The 24,424-nt window shown below is 48.0% G+C and carries 22 protein-coding genes; 11 read left to right on the top strand and 11 right to left on the bottom strand.

From position 1 onward, the window contains the following. Window positions 1-82: 82 nt before the first annotated feature. Both ACFPK9_RS14220 and ACFPK9_RS14215 read right to left on the bottom strand, forming a co-directional pair. Window positions 83-595: a peroxiredoxin gene (locus ACFPK9_RS14220; protein ID WP_377095728.1), complete on the bottom strand. Its 513-nt coding sequence runs from the start codon at window positions 593-595 to the stop codon at window positions 83-85. A 52-nt stretch (window positions 596-647) separates the two neighbouring features. Continuing rightward, the gene (locus tag ACFPK9_RS14215) at window positions 648-1,307 is read right to left on the bottom strand and encodes a redoxin domain-containing protein (protein ID WP_377095726.1); all 660 of its coding nucleotides are present in this window, start codon (window positions 1,305-1,307) and stop codon (window positions 648-650) included. Window positions 1,308-1,697: 390 nt separating this feature from the next. Here ACFPK9_RS14215 and ACFPK9_RS14210 point away from each other — a divergent pair, with 390 nt between their 5' ends. From ACFPK9_RS14210 to asnS, 9 genes are all read left to right on the top strand, one after another. Next, window positions 1,698-2,657, top strand: coding sequence for a homoserine kinase (locus ACFPK9_RS14210; RefSeq protein ID WP_377095724.1), 960 nt, complete (start codon window positions 1,698-1,700; stop codon window positions 2,655-2,657). Window positions 2,658-2,701: 44 nt separating this feature from the next. Then, complete coding sequence (thrC, locus tag ACFPK9_RS14205) at window positions 2,702-3,991, top strand: threonine synthase (protein ID WP_377095722.1); 1,290 nt, start codon at window positions 2,702-2,704, stop codon at window positions 3,989-3,991. Between the two features lie 179 nt (window positions 3,992-4,170). Continuing rightward, the gene (locus ACFPK9_RS14200) at window positions 4,171-5,040 is read left to right on the top strand and encodes a phosphoenolpyruvate hydrolase family protein (RefSeq protein WP_377095720.1); all 870 of its coding nucleotides are present in this window, start codon (window positions 4,171-4,173) and stop codon (window positions 5,038-5,040) included. A 20-nt stretch (window positions 5,041-5,060) separates the two neighbouring features. Continuing rightward, entirely contained in the window at window positions 5,061-5,381 is a 321-nt protein-coding gene (locus tag ACFPK9_RS14195; RefSeq protein WP_377095718.1) for a Dabb family protein, read from the top strand. A gap of 88 nt (window positions 5,382-5,469) precedes the next feature. Beyond that, entirely contained in the window at window positions 5,470-6,675 is a 1,206-nt protein-coding gene (locus tag ACFPK9_RS14190) for a Tm-1-like ATP-binding domain-containing protein (RefSeq protein WP_377095716.1), read from the top strand. 167 nt (window positions 6,676-6,842) lie between these two features. Beyond that, window positions 6,843-9,983: a PVC-type heme-binding CxxCH protein gene (locus ACFPK9_RS14185; RefSeq protein ID WP_377095714.1), complete on the top strand. Its 3,141-nt coding sequence runs from the start codon at window positions 6,843-6,845 to the stop codon at window positions 9,981-9,983. A 107-nt stretch (window positions 9,984-10,090) separates the two neighbouring features. Continuing rightward, window positions 10,091-11,458 carry an arylsulfatase gene (locus ACFPK9_RS14180; RefSeq protein ID WP_377095712.1) on the top strand — a complete coding sequence of 456 codons (1,368 nt, stop codon included), beginning with the start codon at window positions 10,091-10,093 and terminating at the stop codon, window positions 11,456-11,458. Between the two features lie 119 nt (window positions 11,459-11,577). Then, entirely contained in the window at window positions 11,578-12,315 is a 738-nt protein-coding gene (locus ACFPK9_RS14175) for a DUF4328 domain-containing protein (RefSeq protein ID WP_377095710.1), read from the top strand. 31 nt (window positions 12,316-12,346) lie between these two features. Further along, on the top strand, window positions 12,347-13,702 hold the full coding sequence (gene asnS, locus ACFPK9_RS14170; protein WP_377095708.1) for an asparagine--tRNA ligase: 1,356 nt from the start codon (window positions 12,347-12,349) through the stop codon (window positions 13,700-13,702). A gap of 19 nt (window positions 13,703-13,721) precedes the next feature. Here the strand turns inward: asnS and ACFPK9_RS14165 are convergent, their stop codons facing one another. From ACFPK9_RS14165 to ACFPK9_RS14130, 8 genes are all read right to left on the bottom strand, one after another. Then, on the bottom strand, window positions 13,722-14,138 hold the full coding sequence (locus ACFPK9_RS14165; protein ID WP_377095706.1) for a DUF2721 domain-containing protein: 417 nt from the start codon (window positions 14,136-14,138) through the stop codon (window positions 13,722-13,724). 560 nt (window positions 14,139-14,698) lie between these two features. Then, window positions 14,699-15,472, bottom strand: a complete 774-nt coding sequence (gene hisF / locus ACFPK9_RS14160) for an imidazole glycerol phosphate synthase subunit HisF (RefSeq protein ID WP_377095704.1) — start codon at window positions 15,470-15,472, stop codon at window positions 14,699-14,701. A gap of 42 nt (window positions 15,473-15,514) precedes the next feature. Continuing rightward, a complete protein-coding gene (locus tag ACFPK9_RS14155) occupies window positions 15,515-16,162 on the bottom strand; it encodes a thermonuclease family protein (RefSeq protein WP_377095702.1) in 648 nt (215 codons plus the stop codon). A gap of 3 nt (window positions 16,163-16,165) precedes the next feature. After that, window positions 16,166-16,753 (bottom strand): murein hydrolase activator EnvC family protein, encoded by a 588-nt coding sequence (locus tag ACFPK9_RS14150; protein WP_377095700.1) that lies wholly within the window; start codon window positions 16,751-16,753, stop codon window positions 16,166-16,168. A 334-nt stretch (window positions 16,754-17,087) separates the two neighbouring features. Beyond that, window positions 17,088-17,678, bottom strand: a complete 591-nt coding sequence (locus tag ACFPK9_RS14145; RefSeq protein WP_377095699.1) for a murein hydrolase activator EnvC family protein — start codon at window positions 17,676-17,678, stop codon at window positions 17,088-17,090. Between the two features lie 63 nt (window positions 17,679-17,741). Then, window positions 17,742-18,563, bottom strand: coding sequence for an undecaprenyl-diphosphate phosphatase (locus ACFPK9_RS14140; RefSeq protein ID WP_377095697.1), 822 nt, complete (start codon window positions 18,561-18,563; stop codon window positions 17,742-17,744). Between the two features lie 77 nt (window positions 18,564-18,640). Continuing rightward, a complete protein-coding gene (locus tag ACFPK9_RS14135; RefSeq protein ID WP_377095696.1) occupies window positions 18,641-19,066 on the bottom strand; it encodes a MauE/DoxX family redox-associated membrane protein in 426 nt (141 codons plus the stop codon). 16 nt (window positions 19,067-19,082) lie between these two features. Continuing rightward, window positions 19,083-20,147: a phosphate acyltransferase gene (locus tag ACFPK9_RS14130; protein ID WP_377095694.1), complete on the bottom strand. Its 1,065-nt coding sequence runs from the start codon at window positions 20,145-20,147 to the stop codon at window positions 19,083-19,085. A 175-nt stretch (window positions 20,148-20,322) separates the two neighbouring features. Between ACFPK9_RS14130 and ACFPK9_RS14125 the strand changes: the two genes are divergently transcribed. Then, complete coding sequence (locus ACFPK9_RS14125; protein ID WP_377095692.1) at window positions 20,323-21,534, top strand: efflux RND transporter periplasmic adaptor subunit; 1,212 nt, start codon at window positions 20,323-20,325, stop codon at window positions 21,532-21,534. 284 nt (window positions 21,535-21,818) lie between these two features. Then, window positions 21,819-23,171 (top strand): IS5 family transposase, encoded by a 1,353-nt coding sequence (locus tag ACFPK9_RS14120; protein ID WP_377096655.1) that lies wholly within the window; start codon window positions 21,819-21,821, stop codon window positions 23,169-23,171. Between the two features lie 73 nt (window positions 23,172-23,244). Here the strand turns inward: ACFPK9_RS14120 and ACFPK9_RS14115 are convergent, their stop codons facing one another. Further along, window positions 23,245-24,372: an AraC family transcriptional regulator gene (locus ACFPK9_RS14115; protein WP_377095690.1), complete on the bottom strand. Its 1,128-nt coding sequence runs from the start codon at window positions 24,370-24,372 to the stop codon at window positions 23,245-23,247. Window positions 24,373-24,424: the final 52 nt, after the last annotated feature.

Raw genomic sequence — 24,424 nt, 5'->3', positions numbered from 1 at the left:
GAGACGATTCCTAACAGTAAAAGCCTCGAAAAATCACTTCCGAGGCTTTTCTTCATTAAGAAAATATACTGCTTCTAAGCGATTACTTAGCAGTCACCTGTTTTAAAATGTCAGCAGCCTGCTTGGTCGTAGATGCCTTCTCATCTTTCCAAACCAACTTCCCTTCCTTAAAAAGATATGCCTGACGCTTCGCCAAGCCTATTCCAGGAAACTGAGGAACCCCAAAGGCTTTGATCACCTTGGTATCTTTGTCCGCTAGCAAAGTGAATGGCAATTTATACTTCTCAGCGAAGGCTTTTTGCTCCTCCACCGTATTTTTTGACACTCCAAAAATAATCACTCCTTTATCCGTGAGAACCTCATAAGAATCACGCAGCGAACAGGCCTGTTTCGTACAGCCTGGCGTGTCAGCTTTCGGGTAAAAGTACACCAACACCCATTCCGAATCTTTAAACTCAGAGAGTGAAACTTTCTTCCCCTCATGACTCGCACATGAAACTTCAGGCAGTTGATCACCCACTTTCAATGGTGCAGCAAATGCCATCGATGCACACATCGAACTCGGGACTACAAATCGTAAGAGCTTTTTAATCATACCTATCAATCACACGCCTACTAGATGCCTGCAAGCGAGGAGTGATTTTTTATCATTTAACATCAGAAAGTTTGCGAAGTGCTTCTATCATTTCAGCCGGTTCTGCCCGCTTGCGGTAATCGACGTCCACATATTTCCACACCACAACTCCGTAACGGTCTAACACAAATATTGCCGGTATTGGCAAGACCTCGCCATTCCCATTATTGATCATTTCCAAGTCGAGTTTTCTATCCAATCGCATGTGCTCTAAAATCACTTCCGGAACCTTCCAAGCAACACCATAGCGCGCTGCCACTTCAGCCCCCTGATCTGATAAAACAGGAAACTCTATCACATCCTTTTCTGACTGAGCTAAAGACATATCTGGAGTTTGAGGGGTCACGAAAACCAACTCCGCTCCCAGCTCCCGAATTTCTGGCAAGTGCGCTTGCAACGCCTTTAACTCAAGATTGCAATAAGGGCACCAGCTCCCTCGATAAAAACTCAACACCACTGCCCCTTTTGCCAACAGATCAGCTAACTTGATACTCGCCCCATCGAAGTTTGGCAGCTCAAAGCTAGGTGCCACCTCCCCCAGAGCTAGTGCATTTTTACCCTCTTCGAACTGGCGTGCAGCCTCGATAACTTGATCTACCGCCTCCATAAATTGAGGATTACCGTTTCGCGATTTTTTAATCTGCGCCTCTGTCTGTTCTCTTAAATTTTTCATGTATACTCGTAAGTGTTAGCTTCTACCAACACCTATAGCATAGATTTCAGAGAATACTTCATCCTCGCGGTCTATCAGACAGTTAGTATTGAGAAATAGACATTCCACCGCTTTTCTATCCTGCACGATGATAGCTCATTTCAACTACGGCAAGGTGGTGAAGAGTAGTTAATCAACATCAATGATTTTGTTACCAACAAAGCTATAGTTAAATTGCGCCTGAAGGCTTTCTATCAACGCATTCAGGCCGTCAATTCCAGATCAAATACGATCCAGCCGGATCGTAAAGCAATTTGTCAACACGGCCTACAGTATGAAAAAGCAATGTCTCCCCCATTCTGATCCATAGGAATGACCCAAATAGCACTGGACGCGGGGCCTAGCTCTGATATGAGCAGCAACACTATGGTAATAGAAGAGCCTAATGAAGTCCGCGTGTTCGCACCCGCTACTGTCGCCAACGTAGCGAGTGGGTATGACGTCCTTGGATTCGCCATCGATGCCCCTGGTGACGAAGTTGTAGCTAGATTTTCAGACCAACCAGGCCTCCGAATTACCAACATCACTGGTGACAATGGCAAACTGCCGAAAACCGTCGAGGGCAACACTGCCGGCGTCGCAGCTCTTGACCTCCTCCGCCATCTCGGCCTCACCGACAAAGGCATTGAAATGGAAATCCACAAGAAGATGCCATTCGGTTCAGGTCTCGGTTCCTCAGCAGCTTCGGCAGTAGCTGGCGTCTACGCAGTCAATATGCTCCTCGGCGAACCACTTACTAAGAAGCAACTTCTTCCTTTCGCCATGACCGGTGAAGCCAGTGCCGACGGCGCTTACCACGCCGACAACGTAGGCCCGTCCCTTCTTGGTGGCATTACATTCATCCGCTCCAATGAAGAGCTCGACATCACTCAACTTCCCGTCCCGGAAAACCTCTGGGCAGCGGTCGTTCATCCAGATATCGAAATCCTCACCAAAGTAGCGCGCGACATCCTTCCAAAAGAGATTCCAATCAGCACCGCAACTCAACAAATGGGCAACCTAGGTGGCTTCATCTGCGGACTCTACAACAACGACCTCGGACTCGTAGGCCGTTCACTCCACGATGTCATCGCCGAACCACACCGCCAAAAGCTCATCCCTGAGTTCTACACCGCCAAGCAAGAAGCCCTCTCGCACGGAGCTCTCGGTTTCTCAATCTCAGGTGCCGGCCCATCAGTTTTCGCACTCTGTGAAGGTGAAGAAAATGCCAACAAGGTCGCCGAAGTCATCTCAAAAGTCTTTACCGACAACAACTTTGGCAATCAAATCCACGTCTCTAGAATCAACACCACAGGAGTTCACGTCATATAGAGACCACTCTTACCATTTAGAATTTAACACCCGAAATTCTCATTATGCAATTTTACTCCACCAATAACAAAGACCTCCGCGTCGATCTCAAGGAAGCGGTGATTCGCTCACTCCCAGCTGACAACGGTCTCTACATGCCTGAAACCATCACCCCACTCCCAGCGTCCTTCTGGGAAAATTGGCGTGAAATGTCACTCCCGGAACTCGGCTTCCACGTGGCAAAACAAATTCTTGGCGACAGCATCCCAGAAGACGCACTTCGCGACATCGTCAACGAAGCTATCAACTTTGATGCTCCAGTCGTAAAGATTGCCGAACACACCCACGTGCTCGAGCTCTTCCACGGACCGACCCTCGCATTCAAAGACTTTGGAGCCCGCTTCATGGCTCGCACCATGGCTTACCTCAACAGAGACGACGACAGCATGCTCACCGTCCTCGTAGCCACCTCAGGCGACACTGGCGGCGCAGTGGCATCCGCTTTCCATAATGTGGAAGGCACACGCGTCATTATTCTTTATCCAAAAGGTGGCGTTTCAGACCTCCAAGAAAAACAACTGACTACACTTGGCGGAAATATCACAGCTCTTGAAGTCGATGGAAGTTTTGACGATTGCCAAGCTATGGTGAAGGCCAACTTCCTCGACCGCGACTTGATGGAAAAGTACAATCTCACTAGCGCGAACTCCATCAACATTTCCCGCCTCATCCCGCAGGCATTTTACTACTTCAATGCAGCTCGCCAGCTCGAAGAAGGCAAAGAGCCAGTCTTCGTCATCCCATCTGGAAACTTCGGCAACCTCACTGCCGGACTCCTCGCTCAAAAACTTGGTCTCCAAGTGCGTCACTGGGTTGCTGCGACGAATATTAACGACACCGTCCCGCGTTACCTCGCTGACGGCAACTACGAACCGCTTCCATCCAGCCCAACGATTTCAAATGCAATGGACGTAGGAGCGCCATCCAACTTCGCTCGCATGAAGGACCTCTTCGGCGATGACTGGGAAGCCATGCGCGAAAACATCTCTGGCCTCGCGTTTGGCGATGACGAAACACGTGAAGCCATCAAGGCCGTCAAAGCAAACACTGGCTACACTATAGACCCTCACGGCGCCGTCGGCATCCTTGCTGCTGAAGCGTGGCACCAAGCCTCACCAGAAGATGAGTGCATCATTTTAGAAACTGCCCACCCTTCCAAATTCCTTCCAACTATGGAAGAAGAACTAGGGAAAGGTAGTGTAGAAATCCCCGAGCGCCTAGCTTGCCTCGCGGACCTTCCCAAAGAAGCACACCAGGTCAGCAACGACCCGAAAGAGGTGCAAAAGTTCCTCTAGTCATTGATGATTTCATCAAAAGCCCAGAGTTCACCGCTCTGGGCTTTTGTGCATTTTATACCAATGAAGTGGATTCCACATAGCTTTTTGTGGTGTCCTTTTACTTTCCACATCGATCAATCACGCTTAGAAAGGTGTCATACAGTTTTTATCACTTTTACCATAACTAGAAGAATCATATGCCAAATCCATGGACAGGGGTAGGAAACCCATACACTCGCGCTGAAGTTATTGAACGATTCAATAACACTCTCTCAAAAGGTGAATCTATCATTGTAGCTGGTGCCGGCACAGGCATCTCCGCTAAATTTATCGAAAAAGGCGGCGCAGACATGATCATAATCTACGCCTCTGGCCGTTTCCGCATGGCAGGAGCTGGCTCCATTGCTGGTATGATGGCCTACGGCGACGCAAATGCTATTGCCATGGACATCGGTGAGCATGAAGTACTCCCAGTCGTCGAAGAAATCCCGGTGATCTGCGGTGTCCACGCATCTGACCCACGTCGCCGTATGTGGCACTGGCTTCAGCAAGTGAAGGGCATGGGCTTTTCTGGCATCAACAACTTCCCCACCCACACTATCGTAGACGGCCAATTCGGTCAATCTATCGAAGAAACTGGCATGGGTGTTCAAAAAGAAATTGATACCGTTGCTCTCGCCAACAAGATGGACATTTTCTCCATCACTTATGTTGCGACTCCAGAAGAAGCGAAAAAAATGGCTAAAGCAGGAGCAGATGCAGTGATCGCCCACGTCGGTTGTACCGTCGGAGGTTCCATTGGCGTCAGCGATGCTTCCATCGGCCTCGAACAAGCAGCTCAGGCCACTCAAGCCATCTGTGAAGCGGTACATTCAGTAAACAAAAACACCTTCGTTCTTTCACACGGTGGACCAATCGTAGGACCAGCAGAAGCTGCATATGTCAACGAGCACACGGATACCGTAGGATTCGTTGGAGCTTCTTCCATCGAGCGCCTCGCTGTAGAGCAGTCCATCACTGACCTCACTCGTGAGTTCAAATCCATCCCAGTGAAACGCATCAAATAATTCTAACCTCAGTAAAGAAAATGATCAGACACTTAGGAGTATTCCAGTTCAAACCAGAAGTCACAGAAGACGAAATCAAGCATTGCTTCGCAGAACTCTGCGCAATGGTTGGCCAAATCCCAGGCCTTCTTAAAGTCGAGCACGGCCCACACAAGTCCGACGAAGGACTTGACGACGGCTTCACTCACGCATTCTGCATGACATTTGATTCCTTCGAATCTCGCGATGCCTACCTGCCACATCCAGTGCACCAAGAGCGCGTCGAACTCATTTCTCCAAAGCTTGAGCGCCTCGTCGTTCTCGACTTTGAAGTCACTTCAGAAAATTCAAAAGAGCTTTAAGTTCTCTCACTCTAAAGCCCCACATGAAAAACCATGTGGGGCTTTTTTGCTCATTCCCAAACACCATAAAAACCTAATAAACCACTCTATGAATATCGCAGTAGTTGGAACTCTCGACTCAAAAGGCCACGAGCACGCATTTGTTGCAGAGCAAATCAAAGCCAATGGCCACACACCGATCCTCATCGATCTCGGCACCGGCTCCGCCCCACAGGTCACACCAGACTTCACTCGCTTCGATGTCGCAGCCTCTAACAACACTGACCTACAGGCTCTCATCGATCGCCAAGACCGTGGCGAATGCGTAGTTGCAATGTCAAAGGCAGCTCCGATCTTCATCACCAAACTCGCAGCTGAAGGCAAAATCGACGGCATCATTTCTCTCGGCGGAGGTGGCGGAACAGCACTGGGAACCTCTGTGATGCGCGAGCTTCCCATCGGCTTTCCAAAGGTGATGGTCTCTACCCTAGCAAGTGGCAACACTGCACACTATGTCGGCACCAAAGATATCGTCATGATCCCATCCATCGTCGACGTCGCAGGTCTCAACCGCATTTCTAAAACTATCTTCACCCAAGCAGCCGGCGCTATCTGTGGCATGGTCGACTCAGCCCAACAAGGCGAAGACGACTCTAAGCCACTCATCGTGGCGAGCATGTTTGGCAATACCACCGACTGCATCAACCACGCAGCTAAGATTCTCGAAGACGCAGGCTATGAAGTCCTCATCTTCCACGCTACAGGCATGGGCGGCAAGACCATGGAAAGCCTCATCGAAAGTGGTATGGTCGCAGGAGTGCTCGACATCACTACCACCGAGTGGGCAGACGAACTTCTCGGCGCCACCCTCTCTGCTGGTCCGACACGCATGGACGCCATGAGTAAAGCAAAGGTTCCAGCCGTGGTTTCTCCTGGTTGCCTCGACATGGCAAACTACGGCGAACGCGAAACACTCCCTGCTGAATTTGAAGATCGCACGATCTACATCCACAACCCACAGGTCACACTCCTCCGTACCAATGCTGAAGAATGTGCGCAGCTCGGCAAAATTATCGCAGAAAAGGCCAACGCAAACAGCGCTCCAACAGCCATCTTAAACCCGCTCAAAACTGTCAGCGTTATTTCCGCTAAAGGTCAACCATTCTACGACCCAGAAGCTGACAAAGCTCTGTTCGAAGCCATTCACGCAAACGCAAAAGTCGAAGTCATCGACTACGACGAAGAAATCAACAGTCCAGTCTTCGCTGAAGCAGCAGCCAAGAAGCTACTCGAACTTATCAAAGCGACAAAATAAATTCTCTTTACTCCGAGATCACAAAAAGCGTAGGGGAATTTCCTCTACGCTTTTTATATTCAACACATCCATGTGCATTTCGCATATCTCTTTGTTTGGAGTACTCTGTTAACAAAATGACTTTTATCTCGTAGTCTCCCTATTACTCAATATTAGCCAACCGCTTTATGAAACTCATCACATCCTTAATAGGACTCAGCATAGCATTTCAGTTCCACGCTGAAGCTAAAAAGACCCACTCAGGACGCACCAAAGCAAATTCACCTGAACAACAACTTGCAGGCTTTGAACTTCAAGACGGCTTCATCGCTGAACTCGTGGCCTCCGAAAAAGATGGTATCATCAACCCAATCCATATTTCTTTCGACGATTCTGGACGCCTATGGACACAGACTGCACGCATGTACCCTATGGATCCAGTCAAGGATATCAAATGGAACCAGCTTCTTCAGCTCATGGACAATCCAGCAGCTCAAGATAAAAATCCAGAGTTCAAGCGTATCAAAGACCTCTATCAGGGGAAAACAAAAGGCCAAGATGACATCTTAGTGCTCTCAGGCATCTACCCTGGCCAACCACTTTCCGTCAATAAATTTGCCACCGGGCTCGCCATCCCTCAAGCGGTCCTACCATATAAAAACGGTGTCTTCGTAGCCCAAGGCTCAGAATTCTTTTTTCTCAAGGACAACGATAACGATGGAAAATCTGACGAACGTATCCCAGTCCTCACAGGATTTGGATTCACCGATACCCACACCATGGCTCACTGCCTAGTTCGCGGACCAGGAAACTGGCTTCACTTCACTCAAGGAGCTCTCAATAAAGGTGAAATCAAGGCTGTTCGTTCAGGTGAATCCATTCGTATGGATTACTCTAAAAATGCCAAGGTCTCGCTCGACGGTAACAAGATCGAACTCATCAACGCTGGCCTACAAAACATCTGGGGCTACACCATCCAAGCTAACGGCCAATGGTACGGTACAGAGGCAAACGATATCGGCTGGTCAGTCGTCCCTATGGAGGAACAAACTGGCTACAAAGGGATCGGTAACGAGCGCATCCGTCCATACCAGCCATGGATGCCGGCACTCCATGACTTCCGCGTCGGAGGCACTGGCATTTCAGGTCTAGCATTCTCAGAAGATGGCACCTCTGGCTTCCCAGCAGAATGGAAAGATGTTGCCATCATGGCTGACCCGATCACCTCAGAACTCGTCTGTGTGCGCATCAAGCGTAATCCAGACGGATCAGTTAGCGCTGAGCACCTTAAACCATTACTTAAATCTCAAGACGATTGGTTCCGCCCCGTACATCTCACCTTCGGACCAGACGGCTGCCTCTACGTAGTTGATTGGTATAACAAGATCGTCTCCCACAACGAACTCCCCACCACTCACCCAGATCGAGACAAATCCCACGGCCGCATCTGGAGAATTCGCCACCAGTCACAAAAACCAAAAGCTATTCCCAACCTCCTAGAAATTCCTACGGAAAAACTCATAGACCACCTCAAAGCTGACATCCTCTGGGAAAAGCGTGCGGCTTGGCACCAAATTGCCGACCGACCACTCGAACAAACAAAAACTCTCGCCCCAGCTCTCGTCAAACTGGCCGGCGATAGTTCAATAAACGTAACAACTCGTATCCTAGCAGTTTGGTCACTCGAAGACATCGGTCACTTTGACTTAGAACTAACCAAAAAACTTCTCCAATCTGGTGAAGACGAACTAGTACGCGAAACCATCCGTTCACTCGCTAATCACAAGCTCGGAGCAGCGAAGACAGCTGCTTTAATCGACGGTTTCGAAGAACATGATAACGCAATGATCCGCTCCCAAACACTGCGCACACTTGCAGATATTGACGAAGCCGATCATTCAACTATCAAAATTCTCGTCAATGCTTGTAAAGCTGACCTTCCAGGCTTTGACCTTGGTGGACCTTACGAACGCAAGTTCGAACGCTTTCTCGCGCGCAAGGCGCTTGAACAATACCCATCAGAGCTACAATCATTTCTCGACACACCAGAAGGTCAAGTAATGCCTGCAGTTAACCTTCTCTGGGCGACGCAAGCACTTCCAGACGGCGGCCAACAAGCATTCATCCCGATATGGAACAAGATTTCTTCTCAACCAATGAATGACTCCACCTTTGTAGTCATTGCTGGATTAGCTGACAAAAAGAATATTGCGGCGAAAATCAAGCCGATGTTTGCAGACCCTGCGAATGCCGAGGAATATGTGGAATTTGCAATAAAAAACGAAGAGCTCGTTCAGTCCAAGGGCTTCAGCCAGCTCATCACCCTCCCACTGAATCACCTTTTGAAATCAGAAGATCCTCAGAAGCAACTCCTCGCTTTAAAAGCAATCACTCGGTTAAGAGTCAAAAATATCACAAATGCAGTCCAAGACATATTCAAGCAGAGTTCAGATAAAGCAGTACAACTCGCAGCTCTCAAGGCTCTTGATGTAAATCGCGATGCTCACATCGTATTGTTAGAATCTGTCCGTGACAACAAAGAGCAGCCCTTTGATTTCATCAAACAAACGATCTACTCGCTCAGCCGTTCATCTAAAGCTCCAGTACGCACAAAAAACCGTGATGCTGTTGCTGCCATGATTAAAGCCAACCCTGGCCGCAAACTCGACTTCATCGATGTTCTTGGTAAATCCAGAGATGGTCTCGCTCAACTTTTCTATTTTGTATCCAAAAAAGTCTTAAGCCCTAGCGATATCGACTTCTCCACAGCCGATAGAATGGAAGCCATTCTTAATAGTGGAAGAAAGAAGAATCCAGGGATCACCAAGCTCTATAAAGCAGCAGAAGCCAAACACCTCGCTGCGCTTGAAAAAGCGAAAGCTCGCATCCCATCACTCATCGAGCTCGCCGAGAAAGAAGGCGGAAACCCCGCCACGGGCAAAGCGATCTTCACCGGCATGTGCCTCAGCTGTCATGTCGTGGGTTCAGAAGGAGCTGGCATTGGCCCAGCTCTCGACGGCTCAGCCAAACGTGAACCAGAAGCCCTGCTCACCGCACTCTTCCTACCCGATGAAGCAGCTGAGGGCGCTTATGTCCTCTTCCGAGTACTAGAAACTGACGGAACCATCCATGAAGGCATGAAACTCAAATCTGGTGGCTCAGGCGTGACTGTCGGATTCCAAGGAGGCTCAACCACATTCATCCCTCGACCTGATGTCCGCAGAGAGCTCTTCGCTGGCTCACGATCCTTCATGCCATCTGGTCTCTTCGACACCCTCCCAGACAATGTGATCGAAGACATCATGGCGCATATCCGAACGCTCAAGTAAGTTTCAACAACCCATTCTGAAGTTTTCCAAAGAGGTGTCTTCCCATAGGCTCCTCTTTTTTTATTAAGAAATAATCCGCATCGACCTACCGTACCTAGACCAACTTTATGATCAAAAAACACCTTATCTTCGCCCTAAGCCTATGCCTTCCTGCTTTCGCAGCAGAAAAGCCTAACATCATATACATCATTGCCGATGACCTAGGATATGCCGACATCTCTTGCTATGGACAAAAACGTATCGACACCCCCAACATCGACAAGCTAGCAGCAGAAGGCATACGCTTCACAACCCACTATTCCGGAAGTACCGTATGCGCTCCCTCGCGTTGCTCATTGATGACTGGCAAGGATCAAGGACACGCCACCATCCGCGGCAACGGTGAATACGAACTCACAGAAAAAGACTACACCATCGCACATGCTCTTAAAAAAGCTGGGTACCGCAATGGCATGGTGGGCAAATCTTGTGTCACAGGAAACACCCAAAATACCCAAACTCCCTTCACCGCTGGTTTTGACTATTTTTATGGAGTCCTTTCGCACAAAGACGCTCACAGACAATACCCATTTTTTGTTTACGAAAATCATGAAAAAATCACTCTCGAGGGAAATAAAGGTCAAGAAGGTGGTAACCAATACAGTACTGATATCTATACAAAAAAAGCCATAGATTTTATCGAACGTGAGAAAAAAAATCCGTTCTTTCTACTGCTCTCCTTCAGTGTACCTCACGCCGACATCATCGTTCCTGAAGACACTCTAGCACCATTGTTAAAAAAATTTCCAAATGGCAAGAAAGTCAAAGCTAGAGCCAAAGGTTATTCAGGATCTCCTAATATCCAAGCTAGCTATGCCGGTATGATCCAACGCATGGATCAAAACATTGGCAAACTCGTTGCCAAACTCGATAAACTTGGCCTCAGCGAAAACACTATCATTAGCTTCACCTCAGATAATGGCCCCTCGGTCGAAGGCGGATATCATGCGAACATGTTTGACTCAAATGGAATCTACCGCGGTACTAAGCGAGACATGTACGAAGGCGGCATACGTGTACCTTACGTAGTAAAATGGCCTGCTAAAATCAAAGCCGGCAGCACATCAGATCACCTTTGCGCCTTTTGGGATGTTCTCCCAACTCTTTCTGAAATTGTTGGAGTAGAAGCTCCAAATGACATCCAAGGAATCTCCTTCCTCCCAACTCTCACCGGTGAAGGAGAGCAAAAACAACACAAGTCACTCTATTGGGAATTCCACGAGCGCGGCGGCAGAATTGCCCTCCGCCAAGGCGACTGGAAAATAGTTAAATACGACGCAAAAAGTAACAAAGGGAGATGGGAACTTTACAATCTCAAAGATGATCCTTCAGAGACAAACAACCTCGCTAAACAACACCCAGAAATGCTCGATAAAATGGCTAAGCTAGCGAAACAGTCACGCACAAAAAACTCTGTCGAAAAGTGGAATTTTTAATAATCTACACGCTCTAACTCCTTTCGCACAGTCAGCTCCATCTCACTCCAATGAGATTGGAGCTTTTTCTTATTAGCCCTCACTTGCCATCACCCAAATAGCCGACCAATATCCTCTTTATGTCCGATGCTCAAAACCCCTATATCGTTGGTGAAGCAGCCCTCAGCACTCCAGAACCCCGCTCCGATCAAAACCACAACTCCCCTTACGGCGCCTATCGCGACATCTCTAAATGGGAAAAACTAGCAAAACTCGGAGTCGGTCTTGATATCTGCTTAGCAGGCATGTCCTTACTCTGTTACCTAGCTGCCATTATAGCAGAATATACGGGTAAGAGTGAAACGCTCTACTGGGATGTAAATGGTGATGAAACTCTCTTTTTGCAAGCTTGGAACCTGTTAGACACCCCAGGCTCTTACCTCTATTTTATAAGCCTCGTTTTTTATCTGATCTGGGTAAATCAATCCATGAAAAACACTTGGGCACTCAGCACTGACAACACCAATAAAATTTCTCCTGGCTGGGCTGTAGGGTACTACTTCATCCCCATTGTTTGCTTATGGAGACCATATCAAGCAATGAAATGGCAATGGCTTGAGAGCTCACCACCAGAGACAAGCTCGACCCTTGTAAAGAGCTGGTGGTCACTGAGCGTTTTTGGAGCCTTTTCCGGAATGATTGCAAATTTTATGCTTCTTGCTGACAGTGTGGATTATATACCAGCTTACATAGCAAGTTCCATTGATGACACCGGCATCATAGCCTGCTCATTGCTACAGCTCCTCTTGATAAAAAAGATTACTCTCAGGCAAACCCTCCAAGCTCAAGGCCAAGAAAAGCTCGTACTCAACTGTTGATCTTCTCCACCTGCTTGCTAATTATTCTGCCATGCGCACACTCATTAAGCACGCACTCCTCAGCGCCCACCCTCAGAACTCAATCACCGTCAAAGGCTGGGTGCGCACTCGACGCGACTCTAAGGAATTTTCCTTCATCGAGCTTAATGATGGCTCATGCCTCGCCAACCTCCAATGCATTGCAGATGTCGGCATTCCCGGTTATCAAGACATTCAAAAAATGAGCACTGGCGCTGCCATCGGAATCACTGGCAAACTCATCGAATCACAAGGCAAAGGCCAAACTTGGGAAATTCAAGCCACCACTCTCGAACTCATTGGCGAAGCCCCCTCTGACTTCCCACTTCAGAAAAAAGGACACACTCCAGAATTCCTTCGTTCTATTTCCCATCTCAGACCACGCGCCAATCTCTATGGAGCCGTTTTTCGCATGCGCTCACGCCTAGCCAATGCTGTGCACCGCTTCTTTCAAGAACGAGATTTCACCCTCGTTCACACCCCTATCATCACCTCTTCTGATTGCGAAGGTGCTGGTGAAATGTTCCGAGTCACCACCCAAGAAAATGCCTCTAAACAAGACGATGACTTCTTCGGCAAAAATACCTACCTCACGGTTTCCGGTCAGTTAGAAGGAGAAGCCTTCGCCACAGCCCTCTCTAACATTTACACCTTTGGGCCAACTTTCCGTGCAGAGAATTCGCACACCACGCGCCACGCCTCTGAATTCTGGATGATCGAACCAGAAATGGCATTCTGCGATCTCGAAGGCGACATGAACCTCGCTGAAGAATTCGTAAAATACCTCGTTCAAGACGTCTTGGAAAACAACGAAGGCGACCTCGATATCTTCTACAAATTTGTCGATAAGGATCTCAGACAACGACTTAAATTCGTCGCTGAGCGCCCTTTCCAACGTGTCAGCTACACAGAAGCAGTAGAAATCCTCATCGCCTCAGGTGAGCAATTTGAATACCCAGTCGAATGGGGCGTCAATCTCCAATCCGAGCACGAGCGCTACCTCACAGAAAAACACTTCAAATGCCCGACCACTGTCTACAACTACCCTAAGTCAGTGAAACCATTCTACATGCGTACCAATGACGATGGCAAAACAGTGACCGCAATGGACCTCCTCGTCCCAGGCATTGGCGAAATCATCGGCGGTGCTCAGCGTGAAGAACGCCTAGAAGTTCTCGAAGCTAACATGAAAGAACACGGCCTCAGTAAAGAAGATTATTGGTGGTACCTAGACCTGCGCAAATACGGAAGCTGCCCTCACGCTGGTTTCGGACTAGGCTTTGAGCGCATGCTCATGTTCGTCACAGGCATGAAAAACATCCGCGATGTCATTCCTTTCGCCCGCACCCCAGGGCACTGCGAGTTTTAACAGCCCCCCCACTTGCTTACTATTTCTTCTTCCCTTGAGGCTGGCCTGTCTCATCGAGAAGAATATTTAAGGCCCCTCCCGACACACTCGCTTCACGTACAAGAGCACATAAGGACACAGCCATCAGACTCAGAGCTACACCGAAAAAGAGTGTTCCTACCGATCGCAAATCGAAAAGCATACAGCCCATCGAGCTCACACAGAGTAACAAACTCAAAGCACCACTAACCTGCATCCAACGAATCAACTTTAACCGGTGTCTCAAATTCGTTATCTGCGCCAACAAAGCATCATCACAATGCTCTGGTGCATTGATCCAGTCAGTATGCAATTTTCGGATTAATGACGACAACGCTAAAAAGCGATTAGTGTAACTCAAAAAGAGCAAGCTCACTGCTGGAAAAAGCAGAGCTGGAGTAGATAGATCAATTGTCATTATACGGCAGACATCATGTTTCAAAAATTTTAGCAATCAGACCTCAATGAAGTCAGCAAGTTTTTTCAAAGAAAAAGAATTGCCTAGATTCATCCTCTTAACTTATTGTGTATTTTGTCGTTAAAAAAATAACTCCTGAAATTCCCCTATGTCTATTTTAATCACCACGCAGTGGATTAATAATGTTGGAGGTTCATCTGTATCCTGTTCGTGTCGTTCGTGGAAGGAACATTGGAACAAATATGGTAACCAAGAATGGCCCCATTTTTGCTCAGTATTTGGCTGCACTAACGAGGCAACAGAAGCCTCACAAGTTCATAACCCTAAATACAAATCTGATCAAATAGTCCCTCTTTGCAGTCATCACGCTCGTGACCCTAGAAATCTTACATTTAAACTTGGTACTACTACCGTTTCAGTAAAACGAGAAGAATCACTTTGCTGCCAACCATAGTTACCCTCAACGCCGCACATCATCTTTTGGAATACTTCGGGGGGAGACATTCCAAATTACTAGGGCCTCACCATTTTATGGTGGGGCTCTTCTTCTAAGAATACGACTACTGATGAATTGAAGTGGGCCGTACAGGGATGTTGCGCTCAGAAAAATAGTCCTTCGCCTCGCCAACAGTATGTTGCCCAAAGTGGAAAATACTCGCAGCAAGCACTGCATCGGCTTTCCCCTCTTCTAGCACATCAACCATGTGTTGGAGATTTCCCGCACCGCCACTGGCGATCACTGGAATCCCAACCGCTTCACTCACTGCCGCAGTCAGCTCGATATCATAACCGTCCTTGGTGCCATCCGCATCCATGCTAGTGAGAAGAATCTCTCCCGCGCCACGGTTATAAACCTCTTTTGCCCATTCAACTGCGTCGATGCCCATTGGCTTACGACCGCCATGCGTGTAAATTCCCCACTTCCCTGGTCCTTCTTTCTTAGCATCAATCGCACATACTATACACTGGCTACCAAAGGCCGTTGCTCCTTCATCGATCAACTGCGGAGTAATAATTGCCGCAGTATTCACTCCAACCTTATCTGCACCCGCTAAAAGCATTTCACGCATGTCTTCAACCTTGCGAATTCCACCACCCACTGTAAGAGGAATAAAACAATGCTCCGCTGTTCGGCGCACCACATCAACCATGGTGTCTCGACCATCTGAAGACGCTGTGATATCTAGAAAAACGAGTTCATCAGCCTCTTGTTCATTGTAAGCAATGGCACATTCTACGGGATCACCGGCATCGCGAAGGTCTACAAAATTTGTTCCCTTCACTACGCGACCATTGGTCACATCCAAACAAGGTATAATTCGCTTAGCGAGCATGCGCCGACTTAAAGCGCGATTCACGCTTTGGTCAATGCGATATCACTGCGCCCAAGCACCTAGTTGCTGCTCTTTAGCTCTCCGCTCGAGATCCCTCAATTTTTTTAACTGAACTTGGGAACTCACACCACTTGGCAGCGGAGCAGGTTTCGTGTGAATCCGCCCCAAGCCATTTTGCACCAGCACTTCGTGCAAATACACTTCTCGACCAGCTTCTTTCACTACAATAAACGCATATTTGCGCTCAGGCCCGTACACATTCTCCCACTTGGTAAGCACTTTAAATGCACCGCCATCTAATAAGTAATGAGTTAAATCCTTAGCCTCAATCCCCACTTCAATCGCCCTCTCGCGCTGCGTTCCAAAATAGGCAGCTTGATCATCCAACCGCTCACCATTATTTTCCCCATTCCTATATTCTTTATAAGCACTTTCTGGAGCGTCCACGTAGTAGAGGCGAAACTCAGTTTCCCCCTTAGTGTGCTTCACAAAAAAACTATCGCCATCATTGCGGCTATTCTTCACTAATCGACAATTCTTAAGAACTTCGTAACTGCCGTCGACTGTTTCCGGAATACTCAATTCAGAGATCGGCGCCCTCGGCTCAGAGTCCTCACCCTTAAAAATGAAATATGCCGCTAAAATAACCAATACGATCAGCGTGTTTTTAACCGATTTTTTCTTTGCCATATCTCAAAGTCCCTTATGCCCACGCCAATCTCGGTAGGTTCGTGTTGGCACCACTTGTGCCATAGACTCGGCTTTGAGTCGACGGTACTTTTTGATAAATGCTGTCGGATCTGCCCAATTCGTGAAGTTCACAGGATAATACACGCGGTGCATTCCTATGTTAATATTATGACGTATTTCAAAATGTAAATGCGCACTATACATCCCACGGTTGTTGCCCATCGTCGCGATCTGCTGCCCTCGTTTCACTTTCTCCCCCACCTTCACTAATATCTTTCGGTTATGTCCATAGAGAGAATCACAATAGCGCACCTTCCCCGATTTAGGATCACGATAGGCATGACGGATAATGATCACTCGTCCCCAGCCTTGATGAATATCGTATGCAAAGGTCACGACACCATTCGCAATAGAATAAATAGGATCATGCAAATCGCTATCCCCACCGCCCTTCCCATTCCAATCCTCACCAAAATGAAGCGGTGAACTCAAGCGTATCCCCCTCGCTTTGTAATAACCTGAAGCATTCGGCCTCCCGACTGGATAATCAAAGCCATCGGCCATCTCCACAGTCACCCGCCGGGCATGCACAGTGAAATGCATCACAAAAAATAAGGTCAATAGTAGTAACAATCGCACATTCATCAATATTGGAGGGGCTGACGTAAAGTAAATCATAGCTCGCCAACTCCTCGCAAAACAATAATCAGCCTTACAAATCCTAACACCTTCTACCTGAAACTTACACAGGCTGAGCAAAAGTTTCATCCTTATGAAATCCAATCGATCTCAAGCGTTAGGTTTGGAAAAGCAAAACACCTTTTCACAAAAAATAAAAAACTAGCCGCAGATGAACCTTTTATCTAACCGTGTATACAAACGCGAAAAAACGCTATCAAACACAGTTAAGCTAGGCCGTTCAGAATCACAGCCCTTTATGGCCTCGGTAGATCTGATACGTTTCAGTCGGAACTGTATGTCCCAAAAACTCACTTTTCAGCTTCCGGTACTTAGTTATAAATTTCGTAGGATCAGCCCAGTGTTCGAGGGTTGCAGGATAGGAATCACGGTGCATTCCCATCTTTAAATTATGCCGGATCTCAAAATGCAGATGTGCACTATACATTCCACGATTGTTCCCCATCGTCGCAATCTGCTGACCGCGCTTCACTTTATCTCCCACCTTAACCAGCATCGTACGATTATGCCCGTATAGCGAGTCACAATAATTCACTTTCCCAGTTCGCGGATCACGATACGCATGTCGTATTATAATCACTCGTCCCCAGCCCTGTTGCACATCATATGCAAAGGTCACGACCCCATTTGCGATCGCATAAATAGGATCGTGTAAATCTGTATCTCCACCACCTTTACCATTCCAGTCCTCACCAAAATGACGTGGCGATCTCAAACGAAGCCCACGAGCTTTATAGTAGCCTTTCGCATCTGGCTTACCCACCGGAAAATCAAAACCATCTGCCAACTCCACTCGAACTCCTGCCGAGAGACTCACATTCAGTAGAGCCGCAATTAAAATAACTAGTAAACCTAATACCCGCATCGTGCGTTTATACGATTAATTCATCGAAAAGTAAACCATCCCTGCCGCTCCCGCCGCAAAACAGTAATAGGAAAAGTATTCCAAACGTCCTTTCTTAACAGCGCCCATCACTAAATAAATGGCCAACAAACCCACGATTGCCGCAGCAATAGCGCCAGCTAAATAGGGAGTATTAAAACAAGCTGACAGCGCATGAGATACTGAACCTGTTTGCTCGATTTTATCCTTCATCGTTAAAACAAAACCTCCAGCAATCGCTGGGATTGACATCAAAAATGAAAACTCAGCAGCCTTCTCCGCTTTCACCCCACTCACCAAACCAGCCGCAATCGTAGAACCAGAGCGTGAGATTCCTGGAAGAATCGCAAATGCCTGCCCCACTCCCATTGCTAGGGCTCCCTTCACACCCACATCCTTGCTCCCACCTTTTACCAATCTTGGCACGAACAACACCAAGCCCGTAACGATCAGTAAGCCTGAAACTAACACGGGATTACCCGGAGCCGAATCAAAGAAGTCTTTAAATAAGAGCGCTGCAATCACTGCAGGCACTGTCGCGAGCCCGAGAAAAAGAATCTTCTTACGCTCATCTACCATATCCTTCGTATAAAGCGATTGGACTAACTTCCATAGCGACTTTCTAAAAAACAATAACACACTCACCAAGGTTCCTAGGTGAAGAATGATTTCAAAAGCTAAGTCAGGCTGATGCCCGCCACCAACCTCACGAATACCCAAAATGTATTGGGTCAACACAATGTGACCACTTGAAGAAATCGGCAAAAATTCAGCCAATCCCTGCACGATTCCAACAATAACAGCCTTCCAAATTTCCATAGTTTCTCGGGGTAGTGCTCGAACACTAGTTTCAGAATTCGAACGATCAAGCGTTTAGGAAAAATTTATAATCCGAGTTACTTCTCCTCGGGACCAGGAAACAAAAGATCCACCACTAGATAAACCCCTATCCCCAGCATAACCATCAGTAGAAGCATGTGAATGGGGTAACCGCTAAACTCCACACTGCCACCAGCACAACCACAATCAATATTCAAACCTCTCGCCCAGACAGCACCTATCGCGACCATAAAAGCCAATGTCATCGTCACCGCCATCACAAGCGCCCCCCTAAACCACCATTTCATCAAAAGACAAACACCTGTCATCACTTCTAGCGGAACGAGGAAGTAAGCCAAGTACATATCATACGGCGCCCGATCAAAGGGAGCAATTTGAAAGTTCGATACATTTTCAACAAAGTCCTGAATCTCTAGCAGCTTCGCGCCCCCAAATATGAGAAATACTAATGCCAGAAGCACCCTGAGCAATGCTAGTACCATAATCCCACTCCAACGCTTATTCAGGGTAGAGTTGGCGGTACTTAATAGCCTCCACTCCTACCAAAGCAACGGTTCCTAATAAACTTTCGACGGTGACAGTCTTAGGAACCTGCGCCGCCGGGCGACTCAGGCCACAAAGTAAGTGCCCATACATCTGAGCCCCAGCCACATGCTCTAACAATTTAAATGAAATATTCGCCGCATCTAAATTGGGGAATACCAAGACATCCGCGCTTTTTTCAGCTCTCTTGTCACTGACCTTGACCTCGGCAGCAGCCAAATCAAGTGCGACATCAGCTTGGACCTCACCGTCGATCTCGTAATCGAGACGCTGAAGCTTCGCTAACTCACGAGCCTGCACTGCCGCTGCCGCCACTTTCTTAGCAGAAGCGGTCGGCATGGAACCATGCGTCGAATGGCTCAACAAAGCAATCCGCGGCACATGCCCCATAAAATGTTCTGCCAGCTTTCCTGTTTCTACCGCAAAACTCGCTAGCTCATCCACGCTTGGCTCAGGATTCACCCCGCAGTCAGTAAGGAATAACATTCCCTCGCTGCCAAAATGATTCAGATGCGGAGCCACCATCGCCACTACCGAATACAATTTCGCTACATCCGGATTTGGCTTCACGAAGTTGATCAATGAACGGTATATCAATGCTGGGTTAGCTTGGTTGCCCGACACCATTCCGTCTGCTTGACTGTACTGAATCATCATTGCCGCAAAATTATGCGGTCGAGCCATCATTTCACGCGCATCAGCAACTTCCCGCCCGCGATAACGCTCCATTTTTTCAAGTCTCCGACAGAATAAATCTAAATCACTTGCCGTTCTTGGATCCAGTACATGCACGAAATTTAAAGACACTCCCATGCTCGCAGCCATAGCTCGGATACGATTCTTATCACCCAGCAAAATAGGAGCCACTATCTCCATTTCTACCAGCTTAGCGGCCACACGAATGACTCGCTCATCTTGCCCCTCAGTGAAAACAATCCGTTTTGGATGCCGTTTGAGCACCGCAAAAAGATGCTTGGTTAACTCATTTGCTTCGGGGAAAGAAATATCTGAAGTCGTCATAAAAGATTCTGCGCTCGATGCAGTTAGATAACTAAGACAAAGATCTCCCAGCCCGCAATCCTAAAAGGTCAAGATAACCAGATTACTCGCGGCCAATAAAACGTAAGAATTTTACAGAATTGCGAAAAATTCGGACTTTCGCATCCGTTATATAAAGTTACATTACCCGAATTCTATGAAATCTCTTCTACGCATCATTCCTGCCATTCTCATCCTAGCTGTGGGAATCTGGGGTTGGAACCATTTTGTATCCAACAAAGACGCTGATGCTGAAGAGCCTCAACAAAAGAAACTTAGCAAAGAAGAGCTCAAAGAGAAAAAGCTCAAAAATGCACAGCAAACCAACGTCCTCCGCCTCAAATCAAAAGATTTCCCTATCCTCCTAGAATCGCACGGCATCGTCCAACCACCGTCGATCACCTCTCTCACTCCTCAAGTCTCAGGGATTATCACAAAAATCTCTCCCCACTTTGAAAATGGCTCATTCATCGAAGCAGGTGAGGTTTTACTCGAACTCGACCCCAGTGACTTCCAGTCTCAAATTTCAAGCGCTCAAGCAGCATTAGCACGCGCCGAAGCCGTCCTCGTTCAAGAAAAAGCACGCGCCGCACAAGCTCTGCGCAATTGGCAAGATATTGGGTTCGATGACAAACCCAATGACCTCGTTCTACGCAAACCTCAGCTCAAAGAAGCTGAAGCCAGTGTCGCCGCACAAAAAGCTGAACTCGAACGCGCCCAGCGCAACCTCGAACGCACTAAAATTAAAGCCCCCTACACAGGCCGCGTCCGTTCGCGAGACATCGGCCTTGGCCAAACCGTCGGGACTGGCACGAAACTAGGCGAAGTCTACGCCACCTCTTATGCTGAAGTCCGCCTGCCGCTCTCCATCCGCCAACTCAGCCAAATCGATATCAATGAAATCGATTTCGATCACATCCAAGTAGAACTCAAAGATGCGATCAATCCAGACAATGACTCGCACTGGTCAGCCAAGATTGTACGCATCGAAGGCGAACTCGACCCAAATTCGCGTGAGCTATTCGTTGTGGCTCGTGTCGAAGACCCTTTCGGTATGATGCAAAAAGACCGTAAAGTCCCCTTGCGCATGAACCAGCCAGTCACCGCATTTATCGAAGCCAACACCTTAAAAAACGTCGTAGAAATTCCACGCTCTGCACTCTACGGAAAAGATGAAATCATTATCATCAAGGACAATCTGATTCACCGCCAAACTATCAACATTGTCTGGTCCACCCTCGAAAGCGTGATCACTGATAATCATGAATTGGACCAAGCTTTGCTCTCTACCACCAAGCTTCCATACGCTCCAGAAGGCTCACCAGTACGAATCATCGAGCCTACCGTTACGCTGACCAAATCACCTTAAGAAAAGTCTTTGAACTTAGGCCGTGTAGACAAATTGACTTACTTCACGGTGAGGGGGGAGTCGATAAACATCAATAACTCCTTTGCCCACGCTACTAATATTGAAATGCCCCCCTAGGCTTTTTCTGAACGCATTCAGGCCCTCAATTTTATATCAAATACAATCCGTCCCCCGTTAAAATCATTCAATCCTAAGCGTGCTCTTATCCAGCACGCTTTTTTCTTTAAATGATCTACAAGAAATCGCCTTCTCAGCGCGTAAACCTTGTAGATTTTTCTAACAGTATGCGCCCACCAAAGCATTCCAATCAACCTGAAACCGCCCACCTGTTCCAACCTCTGCTCATCGATATTCTTGACCCGTCCCACGAGCTCGTCGTCTTAGCAGCGAAAATCGACTGGGACTGGCTCGACGGACAACTCTGCGAATTGTACTCGACCACGGGGCGCGCCGCCATTCCCACCCGACTCATGGTTGGCCTGCATCTACTCAAACATGCCAAGGCTCTTTCCGACGAAGAAGTCTGCCGACAGTGGAAAGAGAATCCCTACTTCCAACTCTTTTGTGGTGAAAAATATTTCCAGCACCGCTTCCCGATCGAGCGCAGCTCCATGACCCATTGGCGCAAACGCATCGGTGATAAGAAACTCGAACCCCTCATCAGTGAACTGCTACGAGTTGCGCATCAAACAGGAGCCCTGGACATTGAAAGCTTGAGCAAGGTCATCGTCGACACCACCGTCCAGCTCAAGAACGTCACTCATCCGACCGATGCCAAGCTCGCTTTGCGCGGACTCACAGAGCTTGTCAAAATGGCAAAACTTCACGGCATCAAACTGCGTCAATCTTACGCGAAGGAGGCCAAGCGACTCGCCATCATGGCTGGTCGCTACGCCCATGCCAAACAGTTCAAACGCATGCGTAAGACTCTCAAAGAACTCAAGGGACGTCTTGGCCGCGTGGAGCGCGACATCGCCCGCAAAATAAGCGGCAACACGGACCTCGAAGAGACCTTTCGCCTGCCATTTTACAAAGCCTTCCTCATCCGCACGCAAAAGCCACGCGACAAGGTGAAGATCTACAGCTGGCACGCCCCGGAGGTTGAATGCATCGCCAAAGGCAAGGCGCACAAACCCTACGAATTTGGCATCAAAGTTTCGGTGACCACACCGATGGAACGCTCTGCAGGCGGGCTGTTTGTTCTGCACAGCGAAGCCATCGAAGGCCGGCCTTACGACGGCCATACCCTTAATCGGGTCATTCAGGCAACCCGAGCCATCAGCGGCATCAAACCCGAACGCATCTACGTGGATAAAGGCTATGTCGGTCACGACTACCCAGACAAGCGCGCAGTCTTTCGCAGCGGACAAATCCGTGGCGTGACCCCTGAGATCAAAAGAGAGCTTCGGCGACGCTCCGCGGTCGAGCCAGTCATCGGACACATGAAAACCGACGGTCACCTAGGACGCAATTATCTCCACGGCAAGGATGGAGACAAGATCAATGCAGTTCTGTGTGGCGCAGGCCACAATATGCGCCTTCTGCTCAAGTGGTTCGCCACTTTTTTGCTCAAAATCCTCAGTACAATCTTTTCGCAAAAAAGCTCCGGCCACAGACCGGAGCTTCAATGCGCTTGAAAAATGCTATTTTTAACGTGGGACCAATCCGGTCGTGCGTTGAAGCAATTTTCCCACACGGCCTAACCTAAACCTAAGTCAGGGTCTTCATCTTGCGGAAAGCTGTCGGATTACACCCACAGTACTTACGGAATATTGCGTAAAACCTCCGAGAGCTAGCGAATCCACAGGCATCTGAAACCTGTTGCAAGCTCAGTTCATTTTGCTGAAGCAACACGCGAGCGTAGTTGATTCTCTTCTCCAAAACAATATCCCACAACGAGCGTCCGAGACATGCTTGAACCCGCAATTCGAGACTTCTCCTCGATAGTGGTACCAATGCGACAAGTTGTTCGACTTTCTGAACCTCACTAATATTAGCATCAATGTAATCGAGCACCTTCCTCACGTTCTCATCTTGCACCGCGTTCAGCGTTGTCGATTCACGCTCCACCACGCGCACTGGATCAGGGGTATAATGACCATCGTATCGTAGTTTCTTACCATTCAACATATCGTCAATCATTTCAGCAGCCGTATATCCCACCCGTGCTGCGGGGATGTCGATGCTAGAAAGCGGTGGCCGAGAAAGCCTGCATTCCACGAAATCATTATCTACTCCCAAAATGCTGATGTCCTTAGGAACTGCGATTCCTAACTCTAGACAAACATCCGCTAAATCTCGCGCTGGAATATCGTTGGAACAAAATACCGCTGTCGGCTTTGGCAGAGATTCTACCCACTTCCTCATTGTCCTCCGTGACTCCCGAGCCTCTTCCATGGTGGTAATCGTTGGCGTATAGCCGACGTGACACACATGCGCTTCACTCACATCACTCACTGCCTCCAAAAAGGCACTTTGGCGCTGTTTCGAGTACTGTAATGTGGCATGGCCTAAATAACCAAAACTCTTCACGCCTAAACTCTTGAGATAAGTCCCAGCCATTTCTCCCACCTTAAAATGATTCACATCTACCAGCGGCAACTTACAGCCCACCAAGGAGTCTGTAGTATTTACGACAGGAATGTTAAGCTCCTCCGCAGCCTTCGCTACCGCATCCGTGTTAATGTGGCAAACCGCCGCATCTAACTTCCAATGCTTACAAGTTTCTACCAAATCAACACTTGGAGACGCATCATAAAAAACCCAATTCTTCTTTCTTTGGCTAAACGCATAAATGCCTTCAATCACATTTCGATTGAATCCTATGTTCTTCTCCATAAAAAGACCTACGCGATATAGTTTTTTCACAAACCACAAATTAAGCATATAA

It is taken from the genome of Rubritalea spongiae (genome assembly GCF_042652385.1).
Classification (GTDB): domain Bacteria; phylum Verrucomicrobiota; class Verrucomicrobiia; order Verrucomicrobiales; family Akkermansiaceae; genus Rubritalea; species Rubritalea spongiae.
This window is presented reverse-complemented; position numbering and strand designations above follow the sequence as displayed.

Excerpts from the sequence above, each read along its gene's own strand:
- ACFPK9_RS14220 (WP_377095728.1), bottom strand. The coding sequence starts at position 595 with ATGATTAAAAAGCTCTTACGATTTGTAGTCCCGAGTTCGATGTGTGCA.
- ACFPK9_RS14215 (WP_377095726.1), bottom strand. The coding sequence starts at position 1,307 with ATGAAAAATTTAAGAGAACAGACAGAGGCGCAGATTAAAAAATCGCGA.
- ACFPK9_RS14210 (WP_377095724.1), top strand. The coding sequence starts at position 1,698 with ATGAGCAGCAACACTATGGTAATAGAAGAGCCTAATGAAGTCCGCGTG.
- thrC (WP_377095722.1), top strand. The coding sequence starts at position 2,702 with ATGCAATTTTACTCCACCAATAACAAAGACCTCCGCGTCGATCTCAAG.
- ACFPK9_RS14200 (WP_377095720.1), top strand. The coding sequence starts at position 4,171 with ATGCCAAATCCATGGACAGGGGTAGGAAACCCATACACTCGCGCTGAA.
- ACFPK9_RS14195 (WP_377095718.1), top strand. The coding sequence starts at position 5,061 with ATGATCAGACACTTAGGAGTATTCCAGTTCAAACCAGAAGTCACAGAA.
- ACFPK9_RS14190 (WP_377095716.1), top strand. The coding sequence starts at position 5,470 with ATGAATATCGCAGTAGTTGGAACTCTCGACTCAAAAGGCCACGAGCAC.
- ACFPK9_RS14185 (WP_377095714.1), top strand. The coding sequence starts at position 6,843 with ATGAAACTCATCACATCCTTAATAGGACTCAGCATAGCATTTCAGTTC.
- ACFPK9_RS14180 (WP_377095712.1), top strand. The coding sequence starts at position 10,091 with ATGATCAAAAAACACCTTATCTTCGCCCTAAGCCTATGCCTTCCTGCT.
- ACFPK9_RS14175 (WP_377095710.1), top strand. The coding sequence starts at position 11,578 with ATGTCCGATGCTCAAAACCCCTATATCGTTGGTGAAGCAGCCCTCAGC.
- asnS (WP_377095708.1), top strand. The coding sequence starts at position 12,347 with ATGCGCACACTCATTAAGCACGCACTCCTCAGCGCCCACCCTCAGAAC.
- ACFPK9_RS14165 (WP_377095706.1), bottom strand. The coding sequence starts at position 14,138 with ATGACAATTGATCTATCTACTCCAGCTCTGCTTTTTCCAGCAGTGAGC.
- hisF (WP_377095704.1), bottom strand. The coding sequence starts at position 15,472 with ATGCTCGCTAAGCGAATTATACCTTGTTTGGATGTGACCAATGGTCGC.
- ACFPK9_RS14155 (WP_377095702.1), bottom strand. The coding sequence starts at position 16,162 with ATGGCAAAGAAAAAATCGGTTAAAAACACGCTGATCGTATTGGTTATT.
- ACFPK9_RS14140 (WP_377095697.1), bottom strand. The coding sequence starts at position 18,563 with ATGGAAATTTGGAAGGCTGTTATTGTTGGAATCGTGCAGGGATTGGCT.
- ACFPK9_RS14135 (WP_377095696.1), bottom strand. The coding sequence starts at position 19,066 with ATGGTACTAGCATTGCTCAGGGTGCTTCTGGCATTAGTATTTCTCATA.
- ACFPK9_RS14130 (WP_377095694.1), bottom strand. The coding sequence starts at position 20,147 with ATGACGACTTCAGATATTTCTTTCCCCGAAGCAAATGAGTTAACCAAG.
- ACFPK9_RS14125 (WP_377095692.1), top strand. The coding sequence starts at position 20,323 with ATGAAATCTCTTCTACGCATCATTCCTGCCATTCTCATCCTAGCTGTG.
- ACFPK9_RS14120 (WP_377096655.1), top strand. The coding sequence starts at position 21,819 with ATGCGCCCACCAAAGCATTCCAATCAACCTGAAACCGCCCACCTGTTC.
- ACFPK9_RS14115 (WP_377095690.1), bottom strand. The coding sequence starts at position 24,372 with ATGGAGAAGAACATAGGATTCAATCGAAATGTGATTGAAGGCATTTAT.